Source organism: Pseudomonas sp. 31-12, from assembly GCF_003151075.1.
GTDB lineage: Bacteria > Pseudomonadota > Gammaproteobacteria > Pseudomonadales > Pseudomonadaceae > Aquipseudomonas.
Window position 1 is genome coordinate 4,441,066 of sequence record NZ_CP029482.1, and the last position, 26,786, is coordinate 4,467,851.

General features: G+C 61.3%; 20 protein-coding genes and 1 pseudogene. 7 read left to right on the top strand and 14 right to left on the bottom strand.

Annotated elements, in window-relative coordinates; translation table 11 throughout:
- Positions 1-29 precede the first annotated feature (29 nt).
- The 3 genes from DJ564_RS20990 to DJ564_RS21005 all read right to left on the bottom strand — a co-directional run bounded on the left by DJ564_RS20990 (position 30) and on the right by DJ564_RS21005 (position 4,698).
- Positions 30-1,658, bottom strand: coding sequence for a hypothetical protein (locus DJ564_RS20990; RefSeq protein ID WP_162556229.1), 1,629 nt, complete (start codon positions 1,656-1,658; stop codon positions 30-32).
- A 1,085-nt stretch (positions 1,659-2,743) separates the two neighbouring features.
- Complete coding sequence (locus DJ564_RS21000; RefSeq protein WP_109632979.1) at positions 2,744-3,664, bottom strand: LysR family transcriptional regulator; 921 nt, start codon at positions 3,662-3,664, stop codon at positions 2,744-2,746.
- A gap of 47 nt (positions 3,665-3,711) precedes the next feature.
- Complete coding sequence (locus tag DJ564_RS21005) at positions 3,712-4,698, bottom strand: MBL fold metallo-hydrolase (protein WP_109632980.1); 987 nt, start codon at positions 4,696-4,698, stop codon at positions 3,712-3,714.
- 209 nt (positions 4,699-4,907) lie between these two features.
- Here DJ564_RS21005 and DJ564_RS21010 point away from each other — a divergent pair, with 209 nt between their 5' ends.
- A complete protein-coding gene (locus tag DJ564_RS21010) occupies positions 4,908-5,348 on the top strand; it encodes a helix-turn-helix domain-containing protein (RefSeq protein WP_109632982.1) in 441 nt (146 codons plus the stop codon).
- A 74-nt stretch (positions 5,349-5,422) separates the two neighbouring features.
- On the opposite strand, the gene DJ564_RS21015 is transcribed toward DJ564_RS21010, so the two are convergent.
- The 3 genes from DJ564_RS21015 to DJ564_RS21025 form a co-directional block, all read right to left on the bottom strand.
- Positions 5,423-6,865 carry a catalase gene (locus DJ564_RS21015; protein WP_109632984.1) on the bottom strand — a complete coding sequence of 481 codons (1,443 nt, stop codon included), beginning with the start codon at positions 6,863-6,865 and terminating at the stop codon, positions 5,423-5,425.
- Positions 6,866-6,940: 75 nt separating this feature from the next.
- The gene (locus DJ564_RS21020; RefSeq protein WP_109632986.1) at positions 6,941-7,765 is read right to left on the bottom strand and encodes an alpha/beta fold hydrolase; all 825 of its coding nucleotides are present in this window, start codon (positions 7,763-7,765) and stop codon (positions 6,941-6,943) included.
- A 32-nt stretch (positions 7,766-7,797) separates the two neighbouring features.
- A complete protein-coding gene (locus DJ564_RS21025; RefSeq protein ID WP_109632988.1) occupies positions 7,798-8,373 on the bottom strand; it encodes a flavodoxin family protein in 576 nt (191 codons plus the stop codon).
- Between the two features lie 391 nt (positions 8,374-8,764).
- Between DJ564_RS21025 and DJ564_RS21030 the strand changes: the two genes are divergently transcribed.
- Positions 8,765-11,617, top strand: a complete 2,853-nt coding sequence (locus DJ564_RS21030) for a winged helix-turn-helix domain-containing protein (RefSeq protein WP_109632989.1) — start codon at positions 8,765-8,767, stop codon at positions 11,615-11,617.
- Here the strand turns inward: DJ564_RS21030 and DJ564_RS21035 are convergent.
- Together DJ564_RS21035 and DJ564_RS21040 are read right to left on the bottom strand one after the other, a co-directional pair.
- A complete protein-coding gene (locus DJ564_RS21035; RefSeq protein ID WP_109632991.1) occupies positions 11,585-13,066 on the bottom strand; it encodes a winged helix-turn-helix domain-containing protein in 1,482 nt (493 codons plus the stop codon). The two genes, DJ564_RS21030 and DJ564_RS21035, sit on opposite strands and share 33 nt — an antisense overlap.
- A 184-nt stretch (positions 13,067-13,250) precedes the next feature.
- Positions 13,251-14,201: a GlxA family transcriptional regulator gene (locus tag DJ564_RS21040; protein WP_109632993.1), complete on the bottom strand. Its 951-nt coding sequence runs from the start codon at positions 14,199-14,201 to the stop codon at positions 13,251-13,253.
- Positions 14,202-14,547: 346 nt separating this feature from the next.
- On the opposite strand from DJ564_RS21040, the gene DJ564_RS21045 reads away from it, so the two are divergent.
- Entirely contained in the window at positions 14,548-15,270 is a 723-nt protein-coding gene (locus DJ564_RS21045; protein ID WP_109632995.1) for a pirin family protein, read from the top strand.
- An 84-nt stretch (positions 15,271-15,354) separates the two neighbouring features.
- Here the strand turns inward: DJ564_RS21045 and DJ564_RS21050 are convergent, their stop codons facing one another.
- Positions 15,355-16,230, bottom strand: coding sequence for a LysR family transcriptional regulator (locus DJ564_RS21050; protein ID WP_109632997.1), 876 nt, complete (start codon positions 16,228-16,230; stop codon positions 15,355-15,357).
- Between the two features lie 114 nt (positions 16,231-16,344).
- On the opposite strand from DJ564_RS21050, the gene DJ564_RS21055 reads away from it, so the two are divergent.
- Both DJ564_RS21055 and DJ564_RS21060 read left to right on the top strand, forming a co-directional pair.
- The gene (locus DJ564_RS21055; RefSeq protein ID WP_109632999.1) at positions 16,345-17,583 is read left to right on the top strand and encodes a YbfB/YjiJ family MFS transporter; all 1,239 of its coding nucleotides are present in this window, start codon (positions 16,345-16,347) and stop codon (positions 17,581-17,583) included.
- Between the two features lie 121 nt (positions 17,584-17,704).
- Positions 17,705-18,703 (top strand): NAD(P)H-quinone oxidoreductase, encoded by a 999-nt coding sequence (locus DJ564_RS21060; RefSeq protein WP_109633001.1) that lies wholly within the window; start codon positions 17,705-17,707, stop codon positions 18,701-18,703.
- On the opposite strand, the gene deoC is transcribed toward DJ564_RS21060, so the two are convergent.
- On the bottom strand, positions 18,704-19,387 hold the full coding sequence (gene deoC / locus DJ564_RS21065; RefSeq protein ID WP_109633003.1) for a deoxyribose-phosphate aldolase: 684 nt from the start codon (positions 19,385-19,387) through the stop codon (positions 18,704-18,706).
- A gap of 127 nt (positions 19,388-19,514) precedes the next feature.
- On the opposite strand from deoC, the gene deoR reads away from it, so the two are divergent.
- Positions 19,515-20,279, top strand: coding sequence for a DNA-binding transcriptional repressor DeoR (gene deoR / locus DJ564_RS21070; RefSeq protein ID WP_109633005.1), 765 nt, complete (start codon positions 19,515-19,517; stop codon positions 20,277-20,279).
- Here deoR and DJ564_RS21075 read toward each other — a convergent pair.
- From DJ564_RS21075 to rbsK, 3 genes and pseudogenes are all read right to left on the bottom strand, one after another.
- A complete protein-coding gene (locus tag DJ564_RS21075; protein ID WP_109633006.1) occupies positions 20,272-21,330 on the bottom strand; it encodes an aldose 1-epimerase family protein in 1,059 nt (352 codons plus the stop codon). The genes deoR and DJ564_RS21075 overlap by 8 nt on opposite strands.
- Positions 21,327-22,657 (bottom strand): annotated as a pseudogene (gene fucP / locus DJ564_RS21080) (L-fucose:H+ symporter permease). The gene DJ564_RS21075 and the pseudogene fucP overlap by 4 nt, the downstream one beginning before the upstream one ends.
- Before the next feature lie 44 nt (positions 22,658-22,701).
- A complete protein-coding gene (gene rbsK / locus DJ564_RS21085) occupies positions 22,702-23,628 on the bottom strand; it encodes a ribokinase (RefSeq protein ID WP_109633008.1) in 927 nt (308 codons plus the stop codon).
- Between the two features lie 347 nt (positions 23,629-23,975).
- Here rbsK and DJ564_RS21090 point away from each other — a divergent pair, with 347 nt between their 5' ends.
- Positions 23,976-24,929: an alpha/beta hydrolase gene (locus tag DJ564_RS21090; protein WP_109633010.1), complete on the top strand. Its 954-nt coding sequence runs from the start codon at positions 23,976-23,978 to the stop codon at positions 24,927-24,929.
- On the opposite strand, the gene DJ564_RS21095 is transcribed toward DJ564_RS21090, so the two are convergent.
- Positions 24,901-26,715: an ABC transporter ATP-binding protein gene (locus DJ564_RS21095; RefSeq protein ID WP_109633012.1), complete on the bottom strand. Its 1,815-nt coding sequence runs from the start codon at positions 26,713-26,715 to the stop codon at positions 24,901-24,903. The two genes, DJ564_RS21090 and DJ564_RS21095, sit on opposite strands and share 29 nt — an antisense overlap.
- Positions 26,716-26,786 lie beyond the last annotated feature (71 nt).

The window sequence follows — 26,786 nt, forward strand, 5'->3', positions numbered from 1 at the left end:
CAAAACCACAGGCGTGACGCTCGCCCTGCTCAAGGAGTGGCCCGAACGATATATTCACGGACATCAAAGGGCTGCACCGTCGCGGGATCCGGGACCTGATCCATATTGACCCTGAAGCGAATGGACAATGTGCTGCCGACAGCCAATAGCCTCAAATAGCTGTACGCAATCGTAATGCTGTGGCCATTGGTCGTAACCCAATTTCGATGAACCGAATTGCGGGCACCCGTCCATACAATGAGATTGTGACTGCCGCCGCTGGCGTTCTCGCCTTCCAGATCCAGCCAGATCCGCTGTCCAATGGCGATATGCGGCCAGCCACCAAACGTGAGAGTCGCCCCGGCCATAACGTCTTTCAGATCCAGTTCGTCTGTACCGTTCGCCTGGGTAATCACCGGAGCAATCAGCGCGGTTGACGGGATCGCCAGCACGTTAAGGGAAAACGGTTGTGAGGTCACCGGAGGCGATGCTCCGAGTGTGTAAGTGAAGGTAATCTGGGCTTTTTTACCGACGCTAAACGCCACCAATGACTTGGGCAGCGAAATTTCCAATGGGCGAGTAGCGCCAGCGATAACCGGGTTTGTCGTGTGCGTACCCGCTGAGGGCGTACCCGAGGCGGCTGTCCACGTCACCGTAACACTGTCGCCGGCTTCCAGGTCATCCACGACAGCGGTCAAACTGTCTGTAGCCGCCAGCGGATCCAGGTTGAGATTATCGGGCGCTTCTTTGATCGATAGGGGTCGATCCTGCAACTCCACGTTGATCGTCCATCGATTGGACTTCTCTCCATCACCGTCAACAACAATAGCCGTCAACACGTTTTGACCATCAATCAGCCCGTTCACTGGATGCTGCCAACTACCGGCAACGACATTGGCCGTGCCTTGGGGAGTTTCCCCGTTAAAGATTTCCACTTCTTCAGCTTTCGCACTGCCATGTACCGTCGCAGTGGAGTACTTGGTATTCCCACCATTGGCAATGTCCTGACCGAGCGGATCTTTCACCGACAAGATCTTCGGTGGTTCGGGCGTTATCGATGCGGTTGTTCTGACGATGTAGTTTCGATGCGCAAACTTCTGGGCAAGGGCCTCATCCTGGCTTCCTTGCAGGCCTGCCTTTAACATCAGGGTCAGCGTGCTGCGATCCTTGAGCCCCTTCAGCCGGACAGCGGGGTAGTTTTGCGCATAGAAACCCTTGCTGAATGACTGGCCGACAACGTTGTCCGGCGGACGCCAGTACACCTCATTGAAATCGCTACCGTCGGCATTGACGCCTCTGAGACGCAACCAGAAATACTGGTCTCGGGTTTGCAGAGCCCATGAGTTTATCCGCAAGGTGAATTCAGTCAGGTCCCTGACATCAAGGGCCAAGCCTTCGCCTGAGTCCGGCGCCTGCGTAATGAAAGGTCTGGGCAAATCGTTTTGCGTGACAGGCAGCACGTACAAAATCAGCGGCTGCGAAGTCACAGGTTCCGCAGAGCCTCGCATCACGGTGTAGCTCAGCGCCACCGTCATTCCCTGATTAAAGATCACCAGCAACGCGCCGCCAATCCCGACCTCCAGCGGCCGCAACCCATCCACCGAGAAAAACGCCGAGGTATATGACCCGGCGCCCGGCGCGCCTGCCCAAGTCACGCGGACCCTGTCACCGGGTTCCATCGGGTACTCCATGACAACCCTGCAGTTGTACCTGACCTCCACTGAATCCAGTAGGCCGGGCAACCGGTTTTCCCGAATGTACGGAGGCGGCAAGTCGGCGGTGACCAGCTCGGCAGGCTGACTATTCATCATTCGTTCCCTGTGCGTGATTGATCTGATTCCTTGGGCACGGGGTATCACACACCGGATCGTGAAGAACCGCTACTGTCAGAACTTACAGGTCAAGGGCGCTTACAGACGAACGGTCGATAGCGTTGAGGGATCGAGGGGATCGAAAGGGGAAACGTTGTCGGTTTCCGGGGAATTGGGTGTGGCTTTGCATGTGGTGAATCGCCGGTATACCTGGAACCACCAACACCTGTCGCTAAACAAGTAAGGCTGGCGGCTGTACGCAGGTTAGCGAACCGAGAGGCAAGTAACGCCAAACACCTTTAAACACAGCCCTAAAATCAACATACATTCCCCTCTGATAGCGGGCTTGCTCGCGAAGGCATTGGGTCAGCCGACATCAATGTTGAATGACACACCCCCATCGCGAGCAGGCTCGCTCCTATAGTGAATGGGTGTATGACTTGAGGATAATGGTCGGCTGTCAGGCCGCCTTCGCGGGCAAGCCTCGCTCCTACAATGGATCGGTGCACATCGTACGCTTTTCACCACTCAACAGGCCGAGCGTTAGCTCGCCTGCAGCTTTTGATCTTGATCTGCCCGCCCCGTCGGGAGGCCGAGTGGAGGCGTTCATCTGGGGGGGGGCGCGTAGCGCCGTGCGGCGAAGCCGCACACATCGAGAGGAGGTCGAAGCGAAGCCGACCGGAGGCGATGCCCCCAGATGAATGCCGGAGCGAGGGTACGCCGAGCCCAGGCGAGGGGCCGGACGCTGGGGCGAAGCCTTTTGGTTCCTTTTTGGCGTTTGAAAAAGGGACTCGCTGTAAGAGCGAAACCATAAGTGGCCGTTACCGCAGGAACGGATATGTACACCCAGGAAGAGATAGGTCGGCTGTCAGGCCGCCTTCGCGAGCAAGCCCGCTCCCACAGTTGGATGGCGTACATCAAGGGGAACCTGGTCGGCCCGGAGGCCGCCACGTTCAAGCCGAAATCGGCAAAGGCCTCGACATGAACTCGCTGATCCGCGACCGCAACCACCGCTCCGCCGGATCGTTGTCATGCACCCCGCTCCAGGCCATCGACAACTGCGCCGCATCAATGGGAAACGGCGGATCCTCCGCCCGCAACGCACACCCCTCAACCAACGCACACGCCGCATAATCCGGCACAGTCGCAATCATCTCAGTCCCGGCCAGCAACGCCCGCAACCCGCTGAACTGCGGCACGCCCAATACCACACGGCGGCTGCGACCAACCTTGGCCAGATCCAGATCGATATTGCCACTCAGATCGCCCGAGAACGACACCATGGCATGCGGTCGTTCGCAGTATTCATCGAGCGTCAGCGTCCCCGGTCGCTTGTCCCCGCGCAGCACCTTGCAGGGGATGTCCCGCAACTTCTTGCACTTGGCATTCGCCGGCAAATCCGTGGTGTAGCTCACCCCCACGGAAATTTCCCCCGAGGCCAGCAGTGCCGGCATCAGCAGATAGTTGGCACGACGCACCACCACCACGATCCCGGGCGCCTCTTCCTGAAGTTGCCGCAACAACGGCGGAAACAAACCGAATTCTGCGTCGTCCGACAAACCAATGCGGAACACATCATTACTGGTTGTCGGATCAAATTCCTTCGCTCGGCTGACCGCCCCGGAAATCACATCCATCGCCGGTTGCAGTTCCTTGAGAATCGCCAGCGCCCGCGCCGTCGGCTCCATGCCGCGACCGTTGCGCAGCAACAACGGATCGTCGAACAGGTCCCGTAACCGCCCCAGCGCCGCACTTACCGCCGGTTGCCCCATGAACAGCTTTTCGGCCACACGGGTGAGGTTCTTCTCGAACATCAACGCTTCGAAAATCACCAGCAGGTTCATGTCGACGCGACGCAGATCGTTACGGTTCATAGGCACGGTTTCCTTGTGTGTTCAGCCAGGCAAGAAGCGTTGCGACTTTACTCGATCAGCGGGACTTTCGCCGCACGTTTGTAAGGCCCGTATTCCACCGGCACCCACTGGAAATGCTTGCCCTCTGCGGCGATGTGGCCGATGCCAGGAAACGGCAAGTGCGCCGCCGTCACCCAGGTCTTGCTCGCCGCCGCCTCACTGAACACCTTGGCGCGACTCTTGATGGCCTGCTGACTGTTGACGTCAAAACTGATCGACACTTGCGGGTGTTCAAACTGCACAGCGAGGTTATGCACCAGGTCGCCCATGAACAGAATGCTCTGCCCCTGGGAGGTGAAGCGGTAAGTGGTGCTGCCCGGCGTGTGCCCGCTTTCCAGCTCGGCCTCGACCACGCCCGGCACCGGCGACTGGCCGGTGGCGAAGGTTTTGAAACGGCCTTCGGCCGCATACGGCGCGGTCGAGTCTTGGGCGATTTTGAAGTACGGCTTGGCACCCTCCGGGGCCTTGGCGAGGGCCTGCGGATCAAGCCAGTAATCGGCCTCTGCTTTCGCCGCAAACACCGTGGCATTGGCAAAAACCGGTTTCTGCTGGCCGTCGACCAGCCCGCAGACGTGGTCCAGGTGCAGGTGCGTCAACAGGATGGTGTCGACTTGCGCAGGCTCGTAACCGGCCGCTTTTATGTTGTCCGAGAGCATGCCGGCTGTTTCGCCGATGCACTGGCCAGCGCCGGTGTCTACCAGGATCAGTTGCTTGCCGGTGTTGATCAGAAAGGCGTTGAACGCAGTCTGCACGCCTGGCGTTTCAATCGAGCGACGGGCCAGCAGCGCGCGGATCTGGCTCTGGGTCAGGCCCTTGAGCAGTTTGGGCGACAGGTCGTTGTAGCCATCGAACAGCGCCGTCACCTCGTAATCGCCCACCGCCAGACGGAAGTAACCCGGCACTTGCGTGCCGACTTGCGCCGGTGCCTGCGCCGAGACAATACCGGACGCCAGCGCAACCGCGAGCCCCAGCGCGCAAACCAGAGAATGTTTCATGCCTTCACCCTTGATCGAGTCAGAAAAGCGGCAAGGTATACGCCGCCGGATTGGGGGCGATTTTGCACGGGGCGAGCCCGAAGAAATTGCAGCAATGTGCTGAGTTAGCGCTGTTGTTCATTCCTGAGCAACGACGGAATTAACAACGTTTAACTCGCCTGTCAGCGCCCTGCGACCAAGAATGAAGCTCACCGACACGGACATTTGTCATGGCCCATTCTCAGCAAAACGTCGCCCGCGCGACTGTCACTGAAGCGCGCAAGAAAACCACCGGCGGCCTGACCCCGTGGCGCGAAAGCCTGGTCAAGCAACTGATCCTCGAACGCCTGGGTGAAACCGTTGAAGTGACCGAACTGGCACGCGCCTGCGCCCTGTCGCGCAGTCATTTCTCCCGCGCGTTCAAGTGCAGCACCGGGCTCTCGCCGCAGGACTGGATCCGCCACCAGCGCATCGCCCGGGCCAAGCAATTGATCCAGAGCACCGACCTGACACTGACCCAGATCAGCCTCGAATGCGGCTTCTGCGATCAGGCGCATTTCTGCCACATCTTCACCCGCAGCGAAGGGATCAATCCATTTGCGTGGCGATGCCGTGCGGTGCGCACCCTCCCCCAGCGCCCCGCGTACACCGCTCAAACTCACGCGCAATAAAGCCCGACCCGCACGCGCTGTAGCAGCTGCGTTCGGCTGCGCAGGCTCGACAGCTGCTACAGACGTGGGTTGCGTTAGCCCAAGGGGGACAGGCGCTCCAACGCCTCGGCCACGCCAAACCCGTACGCCGGATCAGCTCGGGTGCAGTTGTCGATATGGCGCTGACGAATCGCCTGCGGCACGCCGTTCATGGCCCGTGCGGTGTTGTCGAACAGCAGTTGTTTGCGCACCGGATCGAGCAAGCGGAACAAATTCCCCGGCTGTTCGTAATGATCCTCTTCCAGCCGATGATCGTAGTGCTGAGCAAAGCCTTCCACCGGCAGCGGCGGCTCGGCCAGTTCCGGCGAATCCTGCCACTCGCCCACGCTGTTCGGGAAGTAGCTGGCGGTGCCGCCGAGGTTGCCGTCGGTGCGCATCGCGCCGTCGCGGTGATAGCTGTGGGCCGGGCAGCGCGGTGCGTTGACCGGGATGTGATTGAAGTTCACCCCCAGGCGATAGCGCTGGGCATCGCCATAGGAAAACAGCCGCGCCTGCAGCATGCGGTCCGGCGAAAAGCTCACGCCCGGCACCACGTTGGCCGGCGAGAACGCCGCTTGTTCGATTTCGGCGAAGTGGTTTTCGGCATTGCGATTGAGCTCCATGATGCCGACCTCGATCAGCGGAAATTCGCCATGCGGCCAGACTTTGGTCAGGTCAAAGGGGTTATGCCGATAGTTGATCGCCTGCTCTTCTTCCATCACCTGGATGCACAGCTTCCAGCGCGGGAAGTTGCCCTGCTCGATGACTTCATACAGGTCGCGCAGGTTGCTTTCGCGGTCCTTGCCGACCACCGCTGCCGCCTCGGCGTCCGATAGGTTTTCGATGCCTTGCTGGCAGACAAAGTGAAACTTCACCCACACCCGCTGATTATCACTGTTGATCAGGCTGAAGGTGTGGCTGCCGAAGCCGTGCATGTGGCGGAAGCTGGTGGGAATCCCGCGATCACTCATGACGATGGTCACCTGGTGCAGCGCCTCGGGCAGCAAGGTCCAGAAATCCCAGTTGCTGGTGGCGTTGCGCAGGCCGGTGCGCGGATCGCGCTTGACCACGTGGTTGAGGTCGGAGAAACGCAGCGGGTCGCGGAAGAAAAACACCGGCGTGTTGTTGCCGACAATGTCCCAGTTGCCTTCGTCGGTATAAAACTTCACCGCGAAACCACGGATGTCGCGCTCGGCATCCGCCGCACCGCGTTCGCCGGCCACCGAGGAAAAGCGCACGAACAACGGCGTTTCCTTGCCCACAGAACTGAAGATATTGGCTTTGGTGTAACGCGTGATGTCGTTGGTGACGGTGAAGGTGCCGTAGGCGCCCGCGCCCTTGGCGTGCATGCGCCGCTCGGGGATCAGTTCGCGGTCGAAGTGGGCGAGTTTTTCCAGCAACCAGATGTCTTGCAAGAGCGCCGGCCCACGAGGGCCGGCGGTCTGGATATTGAGGTTATCGACGACCGGAGCGCCGGTGGCGTTTGTGAGCTTTTTCATGAACGGGATCTCGATGGTTGTCTGCTCTCATCAGGAGCGAAAACCGGCGCGGATCTACGCCCGCGCCGGGGTACATCAACCCTTGAGGAACGCCAGCAGATCAGCGTTGAGCTGATCCTTGTGAGTGTCAGTCAAGCCATGGGGTGCGCCGGGGTAGACCAACAGCTGCGAACCTTTCACCAGTTTTGCTGAGGCGATGCCCGCCGCTTCGATCGGCACCACCTGGTCCGCGTCGCCGTGCACCACCAGCGTGGGGATGTCGAATTTCTTCAGGTCTTCGGTGAAGTCGGTTTCCGAGAACGCCTTGATGCAGTCATAAGCGTTCTTGTGGCCGGCCATCATGCCTTGCATCCAGAACCAGTCGATCATGCCCTGGGACGGCTTGGCGCCCGGTTTGTTGAAGCCGAAGAACGGCCCGCTGGCGAGGTCGATGTACAGTTGCGAACGGTCGGCCAGGGACGCTTGGCGAATGCCGTCGAACACTTCGATCGGCAGGCCGCCGGTGTTGGCTTCGGTCTTGAGCATCAGCGGCGGCACCGAGGAAATCAGCCCCGCCTTAGCCACGCGACCGGTGCCGTGGCGACCGATGTAGCGCGCCACTTCGCCGCCGCCGGTGGAGAAGCCGAACAGCACGGCGTCCTTGAGGTCGAGCAACTCGATCAACTGCGCCAGGTCATCGGCGTAGGTGTCCATGTCGTTGCCGGTCCACGGCTGGCTGGAACGACCGTGACCACGGCGGTCGTGGGCGATTACCCGGTAGCCTTTGGAGGCCAGGAAGATCATCTGCGATTCCCAGCTGTCGGCGTTCAACGGCCAGCCGTGGCTGAAAACGATGGGTTGGCCGGTGCCCCAGTCCTTGTAGTAAATCTCGGTGCCGTCTCGGGTCGTGAACGTACTCATGCGATATCTCCTTTTGCGAATGTTGGGGTGGATCAAATCGGTGGATGAGCCATGCGTTCGGCCAGACGCGCCACCCGTTCGCCCAGATGAGCGGCGGTGCAACGGTCTTCGGCAGGTGGGGCAAGGTCGGGGGACTGTTCGACATTCGACTGGGCCATGGCCCCGAGCGAGCTGCCGAGGCGATTCATTTGCCCGTCGAAGGCGCCGGTGCTGGAGCGCGCCGGTAGCAGATCGAGGCCGACCCAGATCATCGAATGCTGCGCGGCGAACACCGCCATCTGCAGCAAGGTGTTGAGTTTGTCGCCGCACAGGCAGCCGGAATTGGTGAAGCCGGCGGCCAGTTTGTCGCGCCACGGCTGGGCGAGGTAGAACGCCGCCGTCGACTCCATGAAACTTTTGAACGGTGCCGACGCGCTGCCCATGTAGGTCGGCGCGCCGAAGATGATGGCGTCGGCGCTGTGCAGCCGGTCCCAGTGCTGCTCAACTTCGTCGACCGGAATCAGCAGGCAGGTGCTGCCCAAGTGGCGCTGCACCCCCTGGGCCACGGCTTCGGCCATGACCCGGGTGTGCCCGTAGCCACTGTGATAGACCACCACCACATTGCTCATCCCGGTGTCCTCATGACAAGTTGATCCCTTTGCAACACCACCGCCCTCTGTAGGAGCGACCTGTGGTGAGGGGATAAATCCCCTCACCACAGTTCGCTACCACAGGTTGAGTATTTCCACAGACCAGCGGGTGTTGAAGCAGCAGAGTTTTGGGCGTAGACCAGACGCAGGACGAGTTAAACGTTGTTAATTTTCATTGGCGCGCCAAATGCCTCAACACCTGCTTTGCTGCGGTTGCACCCAATAAACACGGCGTCTGCCAGTGGCGCCGGGGGCCGGGCGGTCGCCGCGAACCCGCAACCGTCAGACGAACCCTCGTTGCGTTGCCGGAAAAACCTGAGGAATATGCTCGAAAACCGCGTACTAGACGGATGCAAGCAGGAGCCACACGTTGACCCTTTCCCCCGAGCAGGCCATCCATTTCGGCCCCTACCGGATCTATCCCGGACAACGCCTGGTGCTGGAGGCCGACCAGCCCCTGCGCCTGGGCCGGCGCGCCATGGATATTCTGTTGATCCTGCTGGAGCACGCCGGAAAGGTGGTCAGCAAACAGCAACTGATCGCCGGGGTCTGGCCCAATAGCGTAGTCGAAGACATCAACCTGCGCGTGCACATGGCCGCACTGCGCAAAGCCCTCGGCGATGGCCAGGCCGGCCAGCGCTATATCGTCACCGTCGCCCAGCGCGGCTACAGTTTTGTCGCGCCGTTCTCGCTGGAAGCGATCGAACAACCTCTCGCCAGTGAAAGGATCGAGCCAAGCACCCATAACCTGCCCATCCGCCGCACGCGGATGATCGGTCGCCAATTGCTGGTCGAGAGCCTGGTCACGCAACTGTCACGCCAGCGCTTCATCACCCTCGTCGGCCCTGGCGGCATCGGCAAGACCACGGTAGCGCTGCGCGTCGCCGAACTGTTGATCAGCCGTTATCAGGACGGCATTCGCCTGCTGGACCTGGCGCCGATCAATGACCCGACGCTGATCACTACCCATCTGGCCACCCTGCTGGATTTGTCACTGCATGGCGCAGAACCGATGAGCAGCCTCGCAGCGTGCCTGCGCGAGCGGCAGATGCTGCTGGTGATCGACAACTGCGAGCACCTGCTCGACGCCGTCGCGCTGCTCTGCGAAAGCATCCTGCGCGCCGCGCCACACGTGCATATCCTGGCCACCAGCCGCGAAAGCCTGCGGGCCGAAGGTGAGTTCGTCCAGCGTCTCGAATCCCTCGACTGCCCACCGCCCATCGCGGTGCTGGACCGCGCCCAGGCGCTGACCTTTTCCGCGCTGCAACTGTTCGTCGAGCGGGCCATGGCCAGCCACGACAGCTTCGAGCTGAGCGATGACGACCTGCCGCTGTTGATTGAAATCTGCCACCGCCTGGACGGCATTCCGCTGGCCATTGAACTGGCGGCGGCGCAAGTCGGCACCTTTGGCCTGAGCGGATTGCTGACGCAGCTGCAAGGCAGTTTTCGCCTGTTGACCCAAGGCTGTCCGTCGACACTGGGCCGACACCAGACCCTGCGCGCCACGCTCGACTGGAGTTTCGAACTGCTGAACGCCTGCGAGCAAACCTGCCTGCGCCGGTTGGGGGTATTCAGGGGCGGTTTTACGCTGGAATCGGCCGCGGCGGTGATTGTCGGCGAACACATCGAGCCCGGCGAGGTGTTCGGTTCGATCACGCAACTGGTGGCCAAGTCGTTGCTGAACGTGGAAGTGGGCGACGAAGAAGTGTTCTACCGTTTGCTCGACACCACCCGCAGCTACGCCCTGGAAAAACTCGACCAGGCGATGGATCTGCCGGACACGCGAAAGCGCCACGCTGAGCGCTGCCTGGCCTTGATGCGTCAGGCTCAGACTGACTGGGAACTGATCGCCACCGACCTGTGGATCGAGCGTTACGCCCGCAGTCTGGATGACATTCGTTCAGCCCTCGACTGGGGCTTGAACGCTCAAGGTCCGCAGGCACTGGCGATCCGTTTGACTGCGACCTCGACGCCACTCTGGCAGGAACTGTCACTGCTCAAGGAACACGGCGTTTACGTCCGCAAGGCACTGGCCTTGCTTGAGTTGGCACCCGAGCCCTGCCCTCATCTGGAAATCCCCCTCAAGCTGGCCCTCGGCAGCTCCTGCTATCACACCCAGGGCGGCACGGCCGAGACCATCGCCGCGTTCGTCAGCGCCAGAACCCTGGCCAAACACAACAACGATGTGGCCGGTCAACTGCGGGCGGTGTCCGGGCACATGGCAGTCAACCTCAGTTGCGGCCATTACCAAATGGCGCTGGAGCAGAGCCTGCTCTTCGACCGCTTGGGCGCGCAAGGCGACGCCGTGTTGTCGCTGAGCATGCACCGCTTGCGCGTACTGGCCCTGCACTTCGCCGGGAACCAGGGGCTGGCCCGGTTGAACGCCGAACAGGTCATCCAGAGCATGGCCCAGAGCGGGAACCTCAACCGCTTCACCCACGGTTTCGGCGTGCAATACGATCAGAGCGTGGCCGCCCTGACGATTCTGGCACGCATCCTCTGGTTGCAAGGTCAACCGGAACAAGCCTGGCGCACTGCCCGTCAAGCATTGGACATCGCGATCCAAATCAACCATGGCACCTCCATTTGCTACACCCTCGCGCTGGCCGGTTGCCTGATCGCGCACTACAACGGCGATAACCGTAAGGCTCGTGAACTCTTGCGCCTGCTGCTGGAGCAATCACAGAAACACTCGGTGCTGCTGTTCTACACCTGGGCCCGGCACTATGCGCAGGTGATCGACCGCGCCGAGGCGCACTTGCCGCTTCAACCGGGCGTGGGGTTGATCAAGGACATCATGGTCACACTCGATAGCGGTTTCGTTGATGACGCCCTGTTGCATCGGGCCGACACCGGTACGGCCGGCTGGAGCACGGCGGAAATATTGCGCGCCAGGGCTGATGCATTGTTGGCGGAGAATAATCAGCCGGAGATGGATTGCCTGGACGGACGCTATCGCGAGCATGCTCGCTCCCACACGGTCGTCGCAGCCGAGGAGATATTGGTTCGGGCGTTGAATGTGGCCAGGCATCAGGGCGCGCTGGCCTGGGAACTGCGCAGCGCCACCTCGCTGGCGCAACTGTGGCAGCGTCAGGGTCGGTATCAGCAAGCCCATGAACTACTGGCGCCGATCTACAACCGCTTCACCGAAGGTTTTGCCACGCCGGACCTGAGCAAAGTCCGGCGCCTACTAGACGAGCTCCATAGGCAACTGCACGCCTGAAACCCAGCGTGCACGGCTGATGTAATGCGAGTAACGCCGCTCGAACGTGCGCAGGTGGCCACTGAGTTCGAGCTTCTCCAGCGCATAGGTGCGCGTGGTGTTGAGAAAGCGATATCGCGTTGTGCCGTTGACCTGATCCATCGAGAGCAACGACTTGGCTACCAGGCGCTGCATCAGCGCCGCCAGTTGATTGGGCTTGAGCACCTCGCAACTGCTCACACCAATCGCGGCATCGAGGGTGAAGGACATTTTGAAGACCGAGAGGCGCTGCAACAGGGTTTGCTCCCACTGGTTCAGCCGCTCATAGCTCCAGTCCAGCGCGGCCTTGAGGGTCTGATGCCGGGGCACAGCGGTGCGTCGCCCCTGGGTCAGCAACTGAAAACAGTTATCCAACTGAGCTTGCACACCGACCAACGCCAGCGCATCGATCTGCGCCGCGGCCAGTTCGATGGCCAGTGGCAAACCGTCGAGCCGCCGACAGATTTCCCGCACCGCCTCGAGGTCCTGTTCGCGCAAGGCAAACCCTTGTTGTCGGGCTCGGGCGCGACTGACGAATAACTGCACCGCCGAATAGCCCATGGCCTCGGCCACGCCATGCAACGCCGACGCGGGTGGCACCGCCAGGGACGGCAAGCGCTGCACCGTTTCCCCCACCGCCATCAGCGGTTCACGACTGGTGACGAGAATCGACAGCCGAGGCGCCGACGCCAGCAAGTCCTCGACCAAGGTCCGACAGCGTTCCAGCAGGTGTTCGCAGTTGTCGAACACCAGCAACGTGTGCCGTTGCGCCAACACGTCCAGTGTCGTGCCGACCTCCAGCTCAAGGGTTTGCGTCAGATGATCGACCACCCGCGCGGGGTCATCGAGCGCCGCGAAATCCACCAGCCACACGCCATCCTCATAATGCTGCAACAGCAGTTCGGCCGCGCGCAGCGCCACGGTGGTCTTGCCGATGCCACCGGGCCCGACAAGGGTCAGAAGACGCCGAAGCGGCAACTGGCGGACCAGGCTGCCGACAATCGAATCCCGCCCGGTCACCGGCGTGAGCCGCGCTGGCAGATTGTGTTGATGCTTTTGCACGGTCTCGATCAAGACCAAGGTACCCGCAGGCACCCGCTCCACCGGCGCAATAAAGCAGTAGCCACGCTGGGGAATGTTGACGATGTAGCGCTGCCCATCTTGCCCGTCACCGAGCGCCCGGCGCAGGGCCGCAATATGCACGCGCAGGTTGATTTCTTCGACCACTGACGTCGGCCAGACCTGGGCAATCAATTCGTCCTTGCTGACGACGTTACCGGCGCGCTCCACCAGTACCTGGAGGATATCCAGGGCGCGACCGCCCATGCGCAACGGCCGATCACCGTCCAGGATCAGCCGTTGCCGCTGGTGAAAGGCGTAGGGGCCGAACCGCAGCACCGTATCGCTGTTTAAATCTCTGAGGCTGTTCATGCACGTTTGCGTGCTGAAACCTGGCCCGGCTCACAGTGCTGAACTGTCCATCGCACCCGCCTTCCAGGTTCCCGCACCTCCATTGCAAAGAGTTCAGGTTTATCTTGGCAGGCCTCCGTGACGGCACAACTGCCACGGTGGGAGCGTCACGGCCATTGCGGTGCGCACAACGGCCAAGAACGCTCTAGCTGAACTGTTCGCGGTATTGCGTCGGGGTCAGGCCGAGCTTTTCGGCGAACAGAAAGCGCATATGCCGCACGCTGCCAAAGCCACTTTTGAAGGCCACGGTCTTGAGCGGCAAGTCGCTGGTTTCCAGCAGGTTTCTCGCGCAGTCGATGCGCGCGCTTTGCAGAAACTCCATGGGCGTCATGTTCACGTCCCGGGCAAACATCCGGGCGAAATGCCGCGTGCTCATGTTCGCCAGGCTGGCCATTCGTTCAATGCTGAAGGCTTCGTCGAGGTGTTCCAGCACATGGTTCTGCACGCGGGTGATCGGCGTTTCCTGTGGTGCGACGGTGGCCATCAACGGGCTGAACTGCGCTTGCCCGCCCTGGCGTTTCATCACCACCAGCAACACCTTGGCCACGTCCTGGGCGACTTTCTTGCCGTGGTCTTCGGCGACCACCGACAGGGCCAGGTCGATGCCGGCGGTGACACCGCCGGAGGTGATGAGGTTGCGGTCCTGCACGAAAATCTGATCGGTCTCCACCGTTGCCTTGGGGAAGCCTTTGATCAGCCGCTCGGTGTAATGCCAGTGGGTGGTGACACGATAACCGTCCAGCAGACCGGCATGCCCCAGCACAAACGCGCCGGTGCAGATCGAGCCGTAGCGCTCGGCGCGATGCACGGCGTCTTTGAGCCAGCACAGCAACGGCGGATGTTTTTCGTTGTAGGCACCCGGGCCGCCCGGCACGAGCAACAGGTCATACGCTTGATCGGCCTGATCGATGTGCAGATCGGTGTGCACGCTGACGCCGTTGGAAGCGCGCAGTGCGCCATGTTCGGTGCCGATGGTCGACAGCTCATAACGGTCCTCCGCTGCCAGGTATCGATTGGCGATGGAAAACACTTCCATGGGCCCGGCCATATCGAGCAGCAGAAAGTCCGGAAACAACACCATAGCCACGGTTTTCATGGGTTAAACATCACTGAAGTCAAAGAAGGTCTATCGACCGGACTCAATTCCTGTGGGAGCGGGCTTGCCCGCGATAGCGGTGTGTCTGTCATCCACACTGTTGGATGTGATGCCGCCTTCGCGGGCAAGCCCGCTCCCACAGGGTTTGATGTCCGGCAGAAAAGGGATGCTGTGCATTATGGCCAATGTACGGCGTCAGCGTCGGAGGAAAATACCTGATTTCCCGCCCATCACTGTCAACCTCAAAGCGACAGTATTTCAATTTCCATCTACTTATTGCACCGAACAGTAACCATTAACCTTCTCCTCACTCGGACGAATCAACGTCCCCACAGGAGATTTCATCATGCTGACCCTTCGCAAAGCCTCCGATCGCGGCGCCGCCAATCACGGTTGGTTGAAGTCGTTCCACACCTTTTCCTTCGCCAACTATCGCAACCCGAAAGAGCAGGGTTTTTCCGACCTGCTGGTGATCAACGATGACCGCGTGGCGGCCGGTAAAGGTTTTGGCCAACACCCACACCGCGACATGGAGATTTTCTCCTACGTGCTCGAAGGTGCGCTGGAACACAAGGACACCCTGGGCACCGGTTCGGTGATCCGCCCCGGCGACGTGCAATTGATGAGCGCCGGCAGCGGCGTGGCCCATAGCGAGTACAACCATTCGGCCACGCGGCCGGTGCACTTCCTGCAAATATGGATCGTGCCGGAAGTCAGCGGCGCCAAACCGCGTTATCAGCAAGAGCACTTCAGCTCCCAGAAAAAACGCGGGCGCCTGCAACTGATCATCTCCCCCGACGGGGCCAAGGGTTCGCTGAAGGTGCGTCAGGACGCACGGGTGTATGCCGCGCTGATCGACGGCAAGGAAAGCGCCACCCTGGAACTGGCTGCCAACCGCTACGCGTATGTGCATGTGGCCCGAGGCAGCGTCGAACTCAACGGCGTGCAGCTGCAGGAAGGCGATGGGGTGCGGGTTCGTGATGAGCAGGTACTCGTGTTGAGCAACGGTATGGATGCCGAAGTGCTGGTGTTCGATTTGCGCCCGCAAGAACTGCCGCAAATGCCATGACCGTGAATGACCTGGGGGGCTTCTGCCCCCAGGTTTTTACCAGCCAGCCACAGGGGTTGTGTTAATCCTTCGACTAGCGACGACTCACTCGCCGGTACCGGAAAACACCGCGACAATTTCATCGATGACCGCACGAACCCTGGCGGTATGCCGCAAGTCCGCATGGGTCACCAGCCAGACGTCATACGGCACCGGTCGCGTGCGCTCCGGCCACAGCCTGACCAGCCCGTCCCTCTCCCCCATGTACACCGGAATTTCCCCGACTCCGAGTCCCGCCGCCAGGGATCGACGCACCAGCAAACTGGAACTCAGACTCGCCACAATCCGTCCGCGCCCCAGCGGTTCCGAGACCAGGGTCATGTCTTTGTTGCCCTGCAGATACGGCTGATACACCACCAGATCATGCCCCTCGAACGCCGAGCCCGGCGCCGGCACGCCATGGGCATCGACATACTCCTGAGAAGCAAACAGGCCCACCGGCCAACGCGCGATGCGGCGGGCGATCAGGTCCGGGTTGTCCGGCCGGGTGTTGCGCACGGCGATGTCAGCTTCGCGTTTGGCCAGGCTGAGAATCTGCGTGGAGGCGTCCAGTTGCACCCGCACGTCGGGGTGTTGTTCATGCAAGTTAGCAATGGCCGGGATCAGGAAATCGATGGCCAGTGAGTCGGTGGTGCTGACCCGCACCAGCCCGGTCAGTCGATCGTCGAGCCCTTGAATCTGGCGCTCCAGCTCCAGCGCCGAATGCTCCATTTTCTCCACGGCCGCCAGCGCCGCCTCCCCCACCGCTGTCAGCGCATAACCTTCAGAAGTGCGCAGGAACAGCGTCGCACTCAATGACTTTTCCAGCGCCGCGATCCGTCGGCCGACCGTCGCCTGATCGACCCCCAGCACCCGCGCCGCGCCCCGGAGCGTCGACTCGCGGCACACCGCCAGAAACACCCGTGCGTCATCCCAATTCATGCCGTTCCCTGCCGATGCATAATCGCATCACCATAACGCAAAATCGCTGCGTTATTGCATCAGTCGTTCGGGATAGTCTGGGGGCCAAGCGTAAAACCTCACAGGACGTTTCCCATGCACAGCACATCGACCACCCCGCGCAGCGCGATCTGGCTGCCGATCTTCGCCGGCCTCGCCGCCAGCCTGGTCAGCATCGGTCTGGCGCGGTTTGCCTACACACCGCTGATTCCCTCATTGATCCAGGCGCACTGGTTTTCGGCGAGCGACGTGGTGTACCTCGGCGCGGCCAACCTCGTGGGTTACCTGATCGGTGCGCTGATCGGCCGACCACTGGCCAACCGCACGTCGAACAAAACCGCGTTGCGCCTGATGATGCTGGCCGTGACCTTGTCGTTTTTCGCCTGTGGTTTTCCATTGTCGGTGAGCTGGTTCTTCGGCTGGCGCCTGCTGTCGGGCGTTGCCGGCGGCGCAATCATGGTGCTGGTGGCCGCGACGGTGCTGCCCCATGTGCCAGCGTCGCGCCGAGGCCTGGCCAGCGGTGCGATCTTTTTGGGCATCGGCCTGGGCATTGCCGGCTCGGGGACGATTGTTCCGCCGCTGCTGAGCCTTGGCTTGCAGCAAACCTGGTTTGGCCTGGGCCTGTTGTCACTGGTTCTGACGGCCGCGAGTTGGTTCGGCTGGCCGAAAGAGGCGCATCATCAAGCCGTTGAAGTGTCGATCGAGAAAACCACCACGCCGACCGATCCTGGAGTTTACCTGTTGTACGCCCAATACGCGTTCATGGCGGCCGGGCTGGTGCCGGCGATGGTGTTCCTGGTGGATTACGTGGCCCGCGGGCTCGGCGCTGGGCCGCATGTCGGTGCGTTGATCTGGGTGATGTACGGACTGGGCGCGATCATCGGGCCGGTGAGTTACGGCTTCCTGGCCGATCAACTGGGTGCGAAGCTGAGCATCCGGCTGGTGCTGGTGGTGCAGGCGATTGCCGTCGGCCTGTTGGCGATTTCCAGCTCGTTCACGGCGCTGGCCGTATTGGCCGTGATCCTCGGTTCGTTCCCGCCGGGCATCGTTCCACTGGCGCTTGCCCGGGTTCATGAACTGCTCCCGAACCATCACCAGCAGCAAATTGCCTGGAGCCGCGCCACGGTGTCGTTCGCCACGTTTCAGGCGATTGCAGGGTTTGCGTATTCGGCGTTGTTCAATGCCAGTGGTGGGCAGCATGGGTTGCTGTTTGTGATGGCGGCGGGCGCGATTGTGGTTGCGTTGTTGCTGGAACAGGCCATGCGTTTGCTGAACAGACCAAACCCTGTGGGAGCGGGCTTGCTCGCGAAGACGGCGTCACATTCAACACATTAGGTGACTGATGCACCGCTTTCGCGAGCAAGCCCGCTCCCACAAGGGATTGGTGGTTTGGACTGAATTATTGGTTCACTGATGCGATCCCATTTACAGACGACTTTCTCAACAGGACTCCCACATGACGTTGCCGCAAACCATGACCCTGATTGAAATCACCGAGCCCGGCGGCCCCGAGGTGTTGAAGCCGCGCCAGGAACCGGTGCCCACGGCCGGCGCAGGCGAAGTGCTGATTCGCGTGCACGCTGCCGGGGTCAACCGTCCCGATGTGATTCAACGCGCCGGCAAGTACCCGATGAAACCCGGCATGAGCCCGATTCCCGGGCTGGAAGTGGCCGGTGAAGTGGTGGCGATCGGTGCGGGCGTCAGCGAATTCATCGTCGGCGACAACGTCTGTGCGCTGACCAATGGCGGCGGCTACGCACAATATTGCGTCGCGCCGGCCAGCCAGACGCTGCCGATTCCAGAAGGCATGGATTGGGTCCACGCCGCGGCGGTCCCGGAAACCTTCTTCACGGTCTGGGCCAATCTGTTCGACATGGGCGGCGCCAGCAAGGGCCAGCGCGCGTTGATTCACGGCGGCACCAGCGGCATCGGCACCACCGCGCTGATGCTCTGCCGCGAATTCGGTGTCAAGGCGTTCGCCACGGCGGGCAGTGAGGAAAAGTGTGCAGCGATCCGCAAGCTGGGCGCCGAGGCGATCAACTACCGCGACCAGGATTTCGTCCAGGTCATTGCGGAAAAAACCGCCGGCAAAGGCGTCAACGTGATCCTCGACATCATGGGCGGCTCGTACCTGAACCAGAACATCGCGGCACTGGGCATGGAAGGTCGCCTGGTGATGCTCGGCTTCCTCGGCGGCGCCCGCGCCAACGACGTCGACCTGATGGCGATCATGGGCAAACGCGCGACGATCACCGGCTCGCTGATGCGCTCGCGCACCCGTGAAGAAAAAGCCTCGATCGCCGAACAGTTGCGTGAATACGTGTGGCCGGTACTCGCCGCCGGGCGTTGCCTGCCGATGATCGACAAGGTTTACCCGTACACCGACGCGGCGCAGGCCCATGCGCGGATGGAAGCCGGCGATCACATCGGCAAGATCGTGTTGCAGGTGGACTGATCAGTAGCCCTCGCCTGCCGATTTTGCGCCGCTGATGATCGCAATGCCCGAGCTGGTGCCCAGTCGCGTGGCGCCGGCTTCGATCATCGCCAGTGCGGTCGGGTAATCGCGCACACCACCGGAGGCCTTGACGCCGATGTCGGGCCCGACGGTACGGCGCATCAGCGCGACGTCTTCTACGGTGGCGCCGCTGCGGCTGAACCCGGTGGAGGTCTTGACGAACGCGACGTTCAGTTCACGGCAGATCTCGCAGCCCTTCACCTTTTCCGCATCGGTGAGCAGGCAGTTTTCCAGGATGACTTTCAACGGCACCTTGCCGCACGCCTGCAACACCTGGGCGATGTCGTCGCGCACCTGATCGAACAAGCCGTCCTTCAACCAGCCGATGTTCAACACCATGTCGACTTCCCCGGCGCCGGCAGCAATCGCCCGCTCGGCTTCGAAGGCCTTGGTGTCGCTCAGCCCGGCGCCCAGCGGGAAGCCGACCACCGCGCAGATATTCACGCGCTGCCCTTCAAGGCACTGAGCCGCATGAGGGACTTGACCCGAATTCACGCACACCGAATAGAAGCCGTGTTCGGCAGCTTCGCGGCACAACGCAGCGATTTGCTCGCGGGAAGCATCAGGCGTCAGCAAGGTATGATCGATGTAGTGCGCCAGCGCTTGGGGTTCGAGGTGTGCCATGGCAAAAACTCCTGTTTGTATATTCAAATGCCCCTGCGCCACAATCGAGGGTGATTCGCGCAAAAACGTTACAAAACTAACAAATAATGTTACTTAAATAACACCAACAATCAACCCCGGAATGCCTGTGGACAGTAAAAAAGCCGAGCGTCTCAAGCTGATTCAACAAGCCCTGCAAGACCAGAGCGCCATCCATCTGCGCGAGATGGCGGCATTGCTGGACGTGTCCGAGATGACCCTGCGCCGCGACCTCAGCAAGTACACCGACCACCTGCGGCTGCTCGGTGGCTATATCACCAAGATCCACGATGGCAACGAGCCCGGCGATTACCGTGTGGCCGAACAGGACACCCGCCACGTCGAGGAAAAACGCCGCATCGGTAAGCTCGCCGCCGGGTTTATCCAGCCGGGTGACACCGTGTTCTTCGACTGCGGCACCACCACGCCTTTCGTGGTCGACTTCATCCCCGACGAGCTCGAATTCACCGCCGTGTGCAACTCCCTGAACGTGCTGCTCAAACTCTCGCAAAAACCCAATTGCCATATCGTGGTGTGCGGCGGCACGTTCCACCGCAAGAACCAGGTGTTCGAGAACACCACCGAGAGCGGCATCCTCGACAGCGTGCGCCTGACCTGGGCTTTCGTTTCCGCTGCCGGCATCAGCCAGGACTTCGGCGTGACCTGCTTCAACTTCAATGAAGTGGAGGTCAAGCAGAAGGTCCTGCGCCAGGCGCAACAGCGGCTGCTGCTGGCCGACCACAGCAAGTTCGACACGGTGCGCACCGCGCATTTCGCCGACCTTGGGGATTTCCAGTTCGTGGTCAGCGACAAGAAAATCCCCAAGGCCTACCGCGACGCCATTACCGCCAGCGGCGCGCAGTTGATCATCTGATCAAGGCCTGTTGCTCACCCGCGCTGAGGTAACCGGTGGTGACGCTGAAATCCGCCGTCGCCCCCGCCGCCAGTGAGCGCACATGGCCCTTGGCGGACTCGGCGCGGTAGCCCTCCGGTTCGCAGGTGGACGGCAGCACGAACGCGGCCACTTGCTGATCGGCGTTATGCAGGATCCACCGCGCAGCGTGGTCGAATTGATCCGGACGGTAGCGGGTGTAGAACGCCGCGCCGTCGGGATGACTCAGCAGAAAATGCGCATGGCCGCTGTCGTCCGCCCGCACGCCGTCGAAGAAAAACACGATCTCGGGATCGTAGAGATGTGGCTGATCCAGACGGTTGAATTGCTGCGGATCTTGCGCCAACGCTTGCATGTATTCGGTCCAGACCGGCGTCGGTTTCACGTGGGCCGGCACGCTGCTGCGCAAGCGCACCCGTTCGAAACCCAAGGGTTCGATGAAACGAGCACCGTCGACATAGGCGTAATTCATGTGCGCCATGTACATCAGGTCCATTGGCTTGCCTGCCAGATTGGTCACTTGCATGGCGATGTCGAACAGTCCTGAATCAGCGCGCAACGTCACGCTTGGCGTGGCCAGGTATCGATCACCAAACCCCTGCGCATATTCGTACTCGCCAGCCAATCGAAGGTAGCCGCCAGCGCTGTCCTCACCGACCTCCAGCCAGGCGCGATCCATCGCCGCGCACGGCATCTCGCCATGCAGCGGATGATCGTCCTCGGGGCTCGGGCAACCGTTGCGCAGCAGGCCGCTGTGAAACATGAAACAACCGTAAGTGCCGATCACCGTCGGGCTCGGCCGGGGCTGGCTGAACAGGTTGCTCATGGTCAGGTCGCAACCATCGAACACGGCGGACCAGATCATCTGCCCCTGATACGGCAACACCACCAGACGGCCGCGGCTGTTGGCCAATTCCAGCGCCAGCACGCCACTGGGATACACCCAGGAACTGACGGTGAACGCCTCCGATTCCAGCAAGGTTTTGCGCGCCTCGCCAAACTGCGACGGCTGAAGGTTGATCCGCGTGTTCATGAAGTCACCACCGCACCCACCGGCGCTCGTTCGCTGTCGGAATGACGCAGGCAACGCACCGCGTACAGCACGATCACGATGAAGCACAGCAACGGCACGCTGTAGGCCAGTTGCATGTTGCCGCCGCTGAAATCGGACAGCAGACCCTGGAAGATCGGGATCACCCCGCCACCGACGATGCTCATCACCAGCAGCGATCCGCCGACGCCGGTGTCTTCGCCGAGGCCGTCAATGGTCAAGCCGTAAATGGTCGGCCAGCACGGACCGAGGAATACGCTCACACCCACCGCCGCATAAACCGCGGTGATGTTCGGCACCAGAATCGTATAAGCCAGCAACACGATGCACAGCACGCCATACACCGCTAACACCTTGGCCGGGTGCAGTTTGCGCATCAGCACGTTGGCGATCAGCTTGCCGACAAAGTACGCGGCAAACGTCGTCAGCAAAAACCACGACGCGCTGCGCTCGTTCATACCGCCCAACTGCATCGCCAAACGAATGGTGAAACTCCACACCCCGACCTGGGCGCCCACGTACAGAACTGCGCCAACACACCAAAGGTGAAGCGCTTGTTGCGCCACAGTCGCGACAGGCTCTGGCCGAGGCTGGCGGTTTTAGTGCTGCTCGGCTGATTGCCCTTGCACTTCGGAAACCGGGTGATGGCGATCAGGATGAACATCAGCACCAGCACCGCGATCATCCATTTGTACGGCAGCAAGGTGGACTGGATCATTTGCAGCTGCTGGACCGCCGCGTCCGAGGCGCTCATTTGCGTGAGCTGCTCGCGGGTCGCGTCGGTGTCCTTGAACATCACGAAGCTGCCGACATAGACCCCGGCCATTGCGCCGAACGGGTGGAAGGTCTGGGAAATATTCAGGCGACGGGTGCCGGTTTCACGCGGGCCCATCAGCGTCGAATAGGTGTTGCACGCGGTTTCGAGAAACGACAGCCCCGCCGCAATCACAAACAGCGCCAGCAGGAACATGCCGTACTTGGCGGTCGACGCCGCCGGGAAAAACAGCAGGCAACCGAACATGTACAGCATCAGACCGATGAGGATGGTGGTCTTGTAGCTGAAACGGCGAACCACCAGCGCGGCCGGAATCGCCACGAAGAAATAACCCAGGTAAAACGCCGACTGCACGAACGCCGTCTGGAAGTCGCTGAGCAGAAAGGCCTTCTTGAAATGCGCGATGAGCACGTCGTTCATGCTCGCGGCCGCCGCCCACAGCGCGAAGATACTGCACAGCAAAATGAAGGCGAACCAGGGCGTGCGGTTCAGGTAGAAACCATCGGCCGTCTGTTGGAGCGGAGGCTTTGTCATTGTTGTTCTCCGTGGTGAGTGTCGAGGGGTGAATCAGCTCGATTTCAAGCGCCGAGTTGGCGCTGGAATTCAGCGAATGTTGGGGCGTCCGGGTAGGAGGACTGGGTGCCGAGGCCGGTGACCGAGCAGGCGGAATACGCCACGGCGTGGGTCATGGCGGCGCGGATGTCGCGGTCGCGGCTCCAGTGATGAATGAAGCAGCCGATGAAGGCGTCGCCCGCCCCGGTGGTATCGCGTGCGGCGACGGACAGGCCGGGAATCTGAAACTCGCCCTCCTCGCCCACGTACAACGCGCCTTGCTGGCCGAGGGTCACGATCACGTGGCGAATGCCGCTGGCGACCAGTGTCTGGGCGGCTTTGTGCGCCGACTCCGGGGAGTCCACGGTCTGGCCGGTGATCAGCGCCAGCTCGGATTCGTTGGGCACCAGGAAATCCAGGTGCGCCAAATGCTCACGGCTCAGGCCCGACAAGGCTGGCGCGGGGTTGAGCAAGACTGGAATGTTGTGCGCGCGGCCGAATTCGATGGCGTGGTAAACGGTGTCGACGTTGATTTCCAGTTGCAGGACGATCAGCGAGCACTCGCGCAATGCCTGGGCCGCCGCGTCGATATCCGCCGGAAGCAGATGCGCGTTGGCGCCTTTGACGATGAGGATGCTGTTGTGCGAGTCGGCCTGGACGAAGATCGGCGCAACGCCGCTGGACACACCGGGCACGCGCTGCACGTAACGGGTGTCGATGCCGAAGCGCTGGAAATTGGCCAGGGTGTTGTCGGCAAACATGTCATCGCCAACCTTGGTGAGCATCAGCACATCCGCCCCAAGCTTCGCCGCAGCGACCGCCTGATTGGCGCCCTTGCCGCCACAGCCGAGGGCAAACCCCGGCGCTTCGAGCGTCTCGCCCTGGGCCGGCATGCGGTCGATGTAGGTAATCAGATCCACCATGTTGCTGCCGATGACTGCGATCTTGCTCATTGCTATCCCACCTTGATCCGGCTTGCCAGACTGATGCTGGACGTTGTTGTTTTGTTATTTAAATAACATTTTGTGTGATTATTCAATCTTTTTGTTGCGTGGGGTTTGAGGCAAAGACGAATGGCTTTGCGCATGGCTTTAAAGATGTGTGGGCAGGAATGGCCTCATCGCGAGCAGGCTCACTCCCACATTGGAATGCGTTCCCCTGTGGGAGCGAGCCTGCTCGCGATGGGGCCCTTAGCATCACCGACTGATCCGGCCCTTTCTACGACTGTCGAATTTATCCCCACCTCCCCCCACGCATCTGTTAAAACCCGAACTTTCCCTTTCATCCTCCGGACCTTTGCATGTTTTCAAACCTGATGAGCCGCCTGAGCCGACGCTGGCTGCCCTGGCTGTGCATGGCCGCGCTGGTCGTCGGCTTGCCTGTGGGTTGCGGCGTACTCAAATACAAGGAGCGCGAACTGCTGTTCCGCATCGAGCCGGGTACCGCCGGCTGGTATCGCGGTTTGCCCAAGGACGTTCAGGAATTCGACATCAAGCCTGCCAGCTTCAAGGCCGGGCAAAACCTGCATGCCTGGTGGTGGCCGGCTGCGCGGCGCGATGCGCCATCAATCCTGTATTTGCACGGGGTGCGCTGGAACCTGACTGGCCAGGCGTTCCGCATCGAGCAGTTACGGGCGATGGGCTATTCGGTGCTGGCCATCGATTACCGCGGCTTTGGCCAAAGCAAGGGTGATCTGCCATCGGAAGCCAGCGTCTACGAGGACGCCCGCGTCGCCTGGGAGCGCTTCAAGGCGATGCAACCGGACGCCAACAAGCGTCTGATCTACGGCCATTCCCTGGGCGGCGCGGTGGCCATCGACCTCGCCGCAGACCTGGCGGCGCAGGCGAAAACGGACCGTAGCGCAATACCGGTGCGCGGTCTGGTGATCGAGTCCACCTTCACCTCTCTGGGCGATGCCGTGGCGCAAGTGGCCGACAGCAACCTGCCGGTGAAATGGTTGCCGGTGCGCTGGCTGCTGTCGCAGAAATTCGATTCCATCGACAAGATCGTCGACATCGACATGCCGCTGCTGGTGGTGCATGGCCTGGCCGATCCGTTCATGCCCTCGCGGTTCAGCCAGCAGCTGTTCAATGCCGCCAGCGAACCCAAGCGCCTGCTGTTGATCCCCGGCGGCACGCACAACAACAGCATGAGCCGGGGTGGCAGCCAATACCGCCAGGCACTCGAAGGCCTGCTGAAAGCAAAACCACCGCAGATCGCCGGGCCTAGCGGTAACCCCGGGCTTGCAGGTTGAACAACTGCGCATAACGCCCGCCCGCCGCCACTAGGCTGTCGTGATCACCGCGCTCCAGGATCGCCCCCTGATCCAGCACGATGATGTGATCGGCATTGCGCACGCTGGAAAACCGGTGCGAGATCAGCAACGTCATGCGGCCCTCGGTGTGTTCGCTGAAATGCTCGAACACCGCCGCTTCCGCGGCCGGGTCGAGTGCTGAGGTCGGCTCATCCAGAATCAGGATGTCGGCGTTACGACGCATGTAAGCACGGGACAAGGCGATCTTCTGCCACTGCCCACCCGACAACTCCTGGCCACCGGCAAACCAGCGGCCCAATTGCGTGGCGTAGCCTCGATCCAGTCCTTCGATGAACGGCGCGGCCATGCCTTCGGTGGCCGCGGCTTTCCAGCGTTCTTCATCGTTGAACGCCAACGTATCGCCGACGCCGATGTTCTCGCCGACGGAGAACTGGTAACGGATGTAATCCTGAAAAATCACCCCGATGCGCCGACGCAACGCGTCTTCTTCCCACACCTGCAAATCGCTGCCGTCGAGCAGGATGCGCCCGTGATCGGGGCGATACAGACGGGTCAGCAACTTGATCAACGTGGTCTTGCCCGAACCGTTCTCCCCCACCAGCGCCAAGCTGCGCCCCGGCACCAGGTGCAAGTCGATGCCCTCCAGAGCGGCGCGACTCGCACCCGGATAACGAAAACCAACGTTTTCGAACCGCAAACCATCGCCGGGCACCGCGCCCACCGTGAGATGCCCGGCATCGGCCACCACCGGCTCGGCGAGGTATTCGTAGAGGCTCGACAGGTACAGACCATCCTCGTAGAGACCGCTGATGGCGCTCAAACTGCTGCTCACCGCCGTCTGCCCCTGCTTGAACAGCACCAGGTACATGGTCATCTGCCCGAGGGTGATCTGGCCGTGGACGGTATCGACCACCACCCACGCATAAGCCAGGTAAAACGCGGCGGTGCCGAGCAGGCCAAGGACAAATCCCCAGCCATCCCGGCGCAACGTCAACCGCCGGTCCTCGGCATACAGACGGGCAAACGTCTCGCGATAACGCTTCAACAGCAACGGCGCGAAGCCGAACAACTTGACCTCTTTGATGTAGCCCTCGTGGGAGAGCAGCGTCTCGATGTAATTCTGCTGCCGACTCTCCGGCGCCCGCCGCGTGAACAGCCTGAACGCATCCCCGGAAAAATGCGCTTCAGCGAAAAACACCGGCAACGCCCCCACCACCAGCAACACCAGCGCCCACGGCGAAAAATGCACCAGCAACACGCCGAAGCTGATCAACACAATCAGGTTCTGGATCAACCCCAACGACTTCATCACTAACGCCAAAGGCCGCGTTGACGCCTCGCGCCGCACCCGCACCAACTTGTCGTAAAACTCGGAATTCTCGAACTGCACCAGCGACAACGTCTGGGCCTTCTCCAGAATCATCGTGTTGACCTTCTGCCCCAACTGCACCCGCAACAACGACTGCTGAACCGACAACGCCCGCTGCGTCCCGGACAGCAACGCCAATACACCCGCTTCAAACAACACATAACGCACCACCGGCCACAACGGCGCACTGCCCTGCTGCGCATGTAACTGCATGGCGAAAACCACTGCGTCGACAATGCGCTGGCCGAGCCAGGCGGCTAGGGCCGGGAGGACACCGGCAATCAGGGTGGCCAGGACCAGGCCAAGGAACAGCCCGCGAGAAGTGCCCCAGACCAGCAGCAAGGCGCGCCGGGCCTGGTCGAGCAATGAGGTGAAACGGGAAAGTGCCGCAGGCATGGATTGATGAACTCGGCAGAGGAAGTCGCTGAACACAACAAAGACGTCATGGTACTTCAGCCAGAAATCCC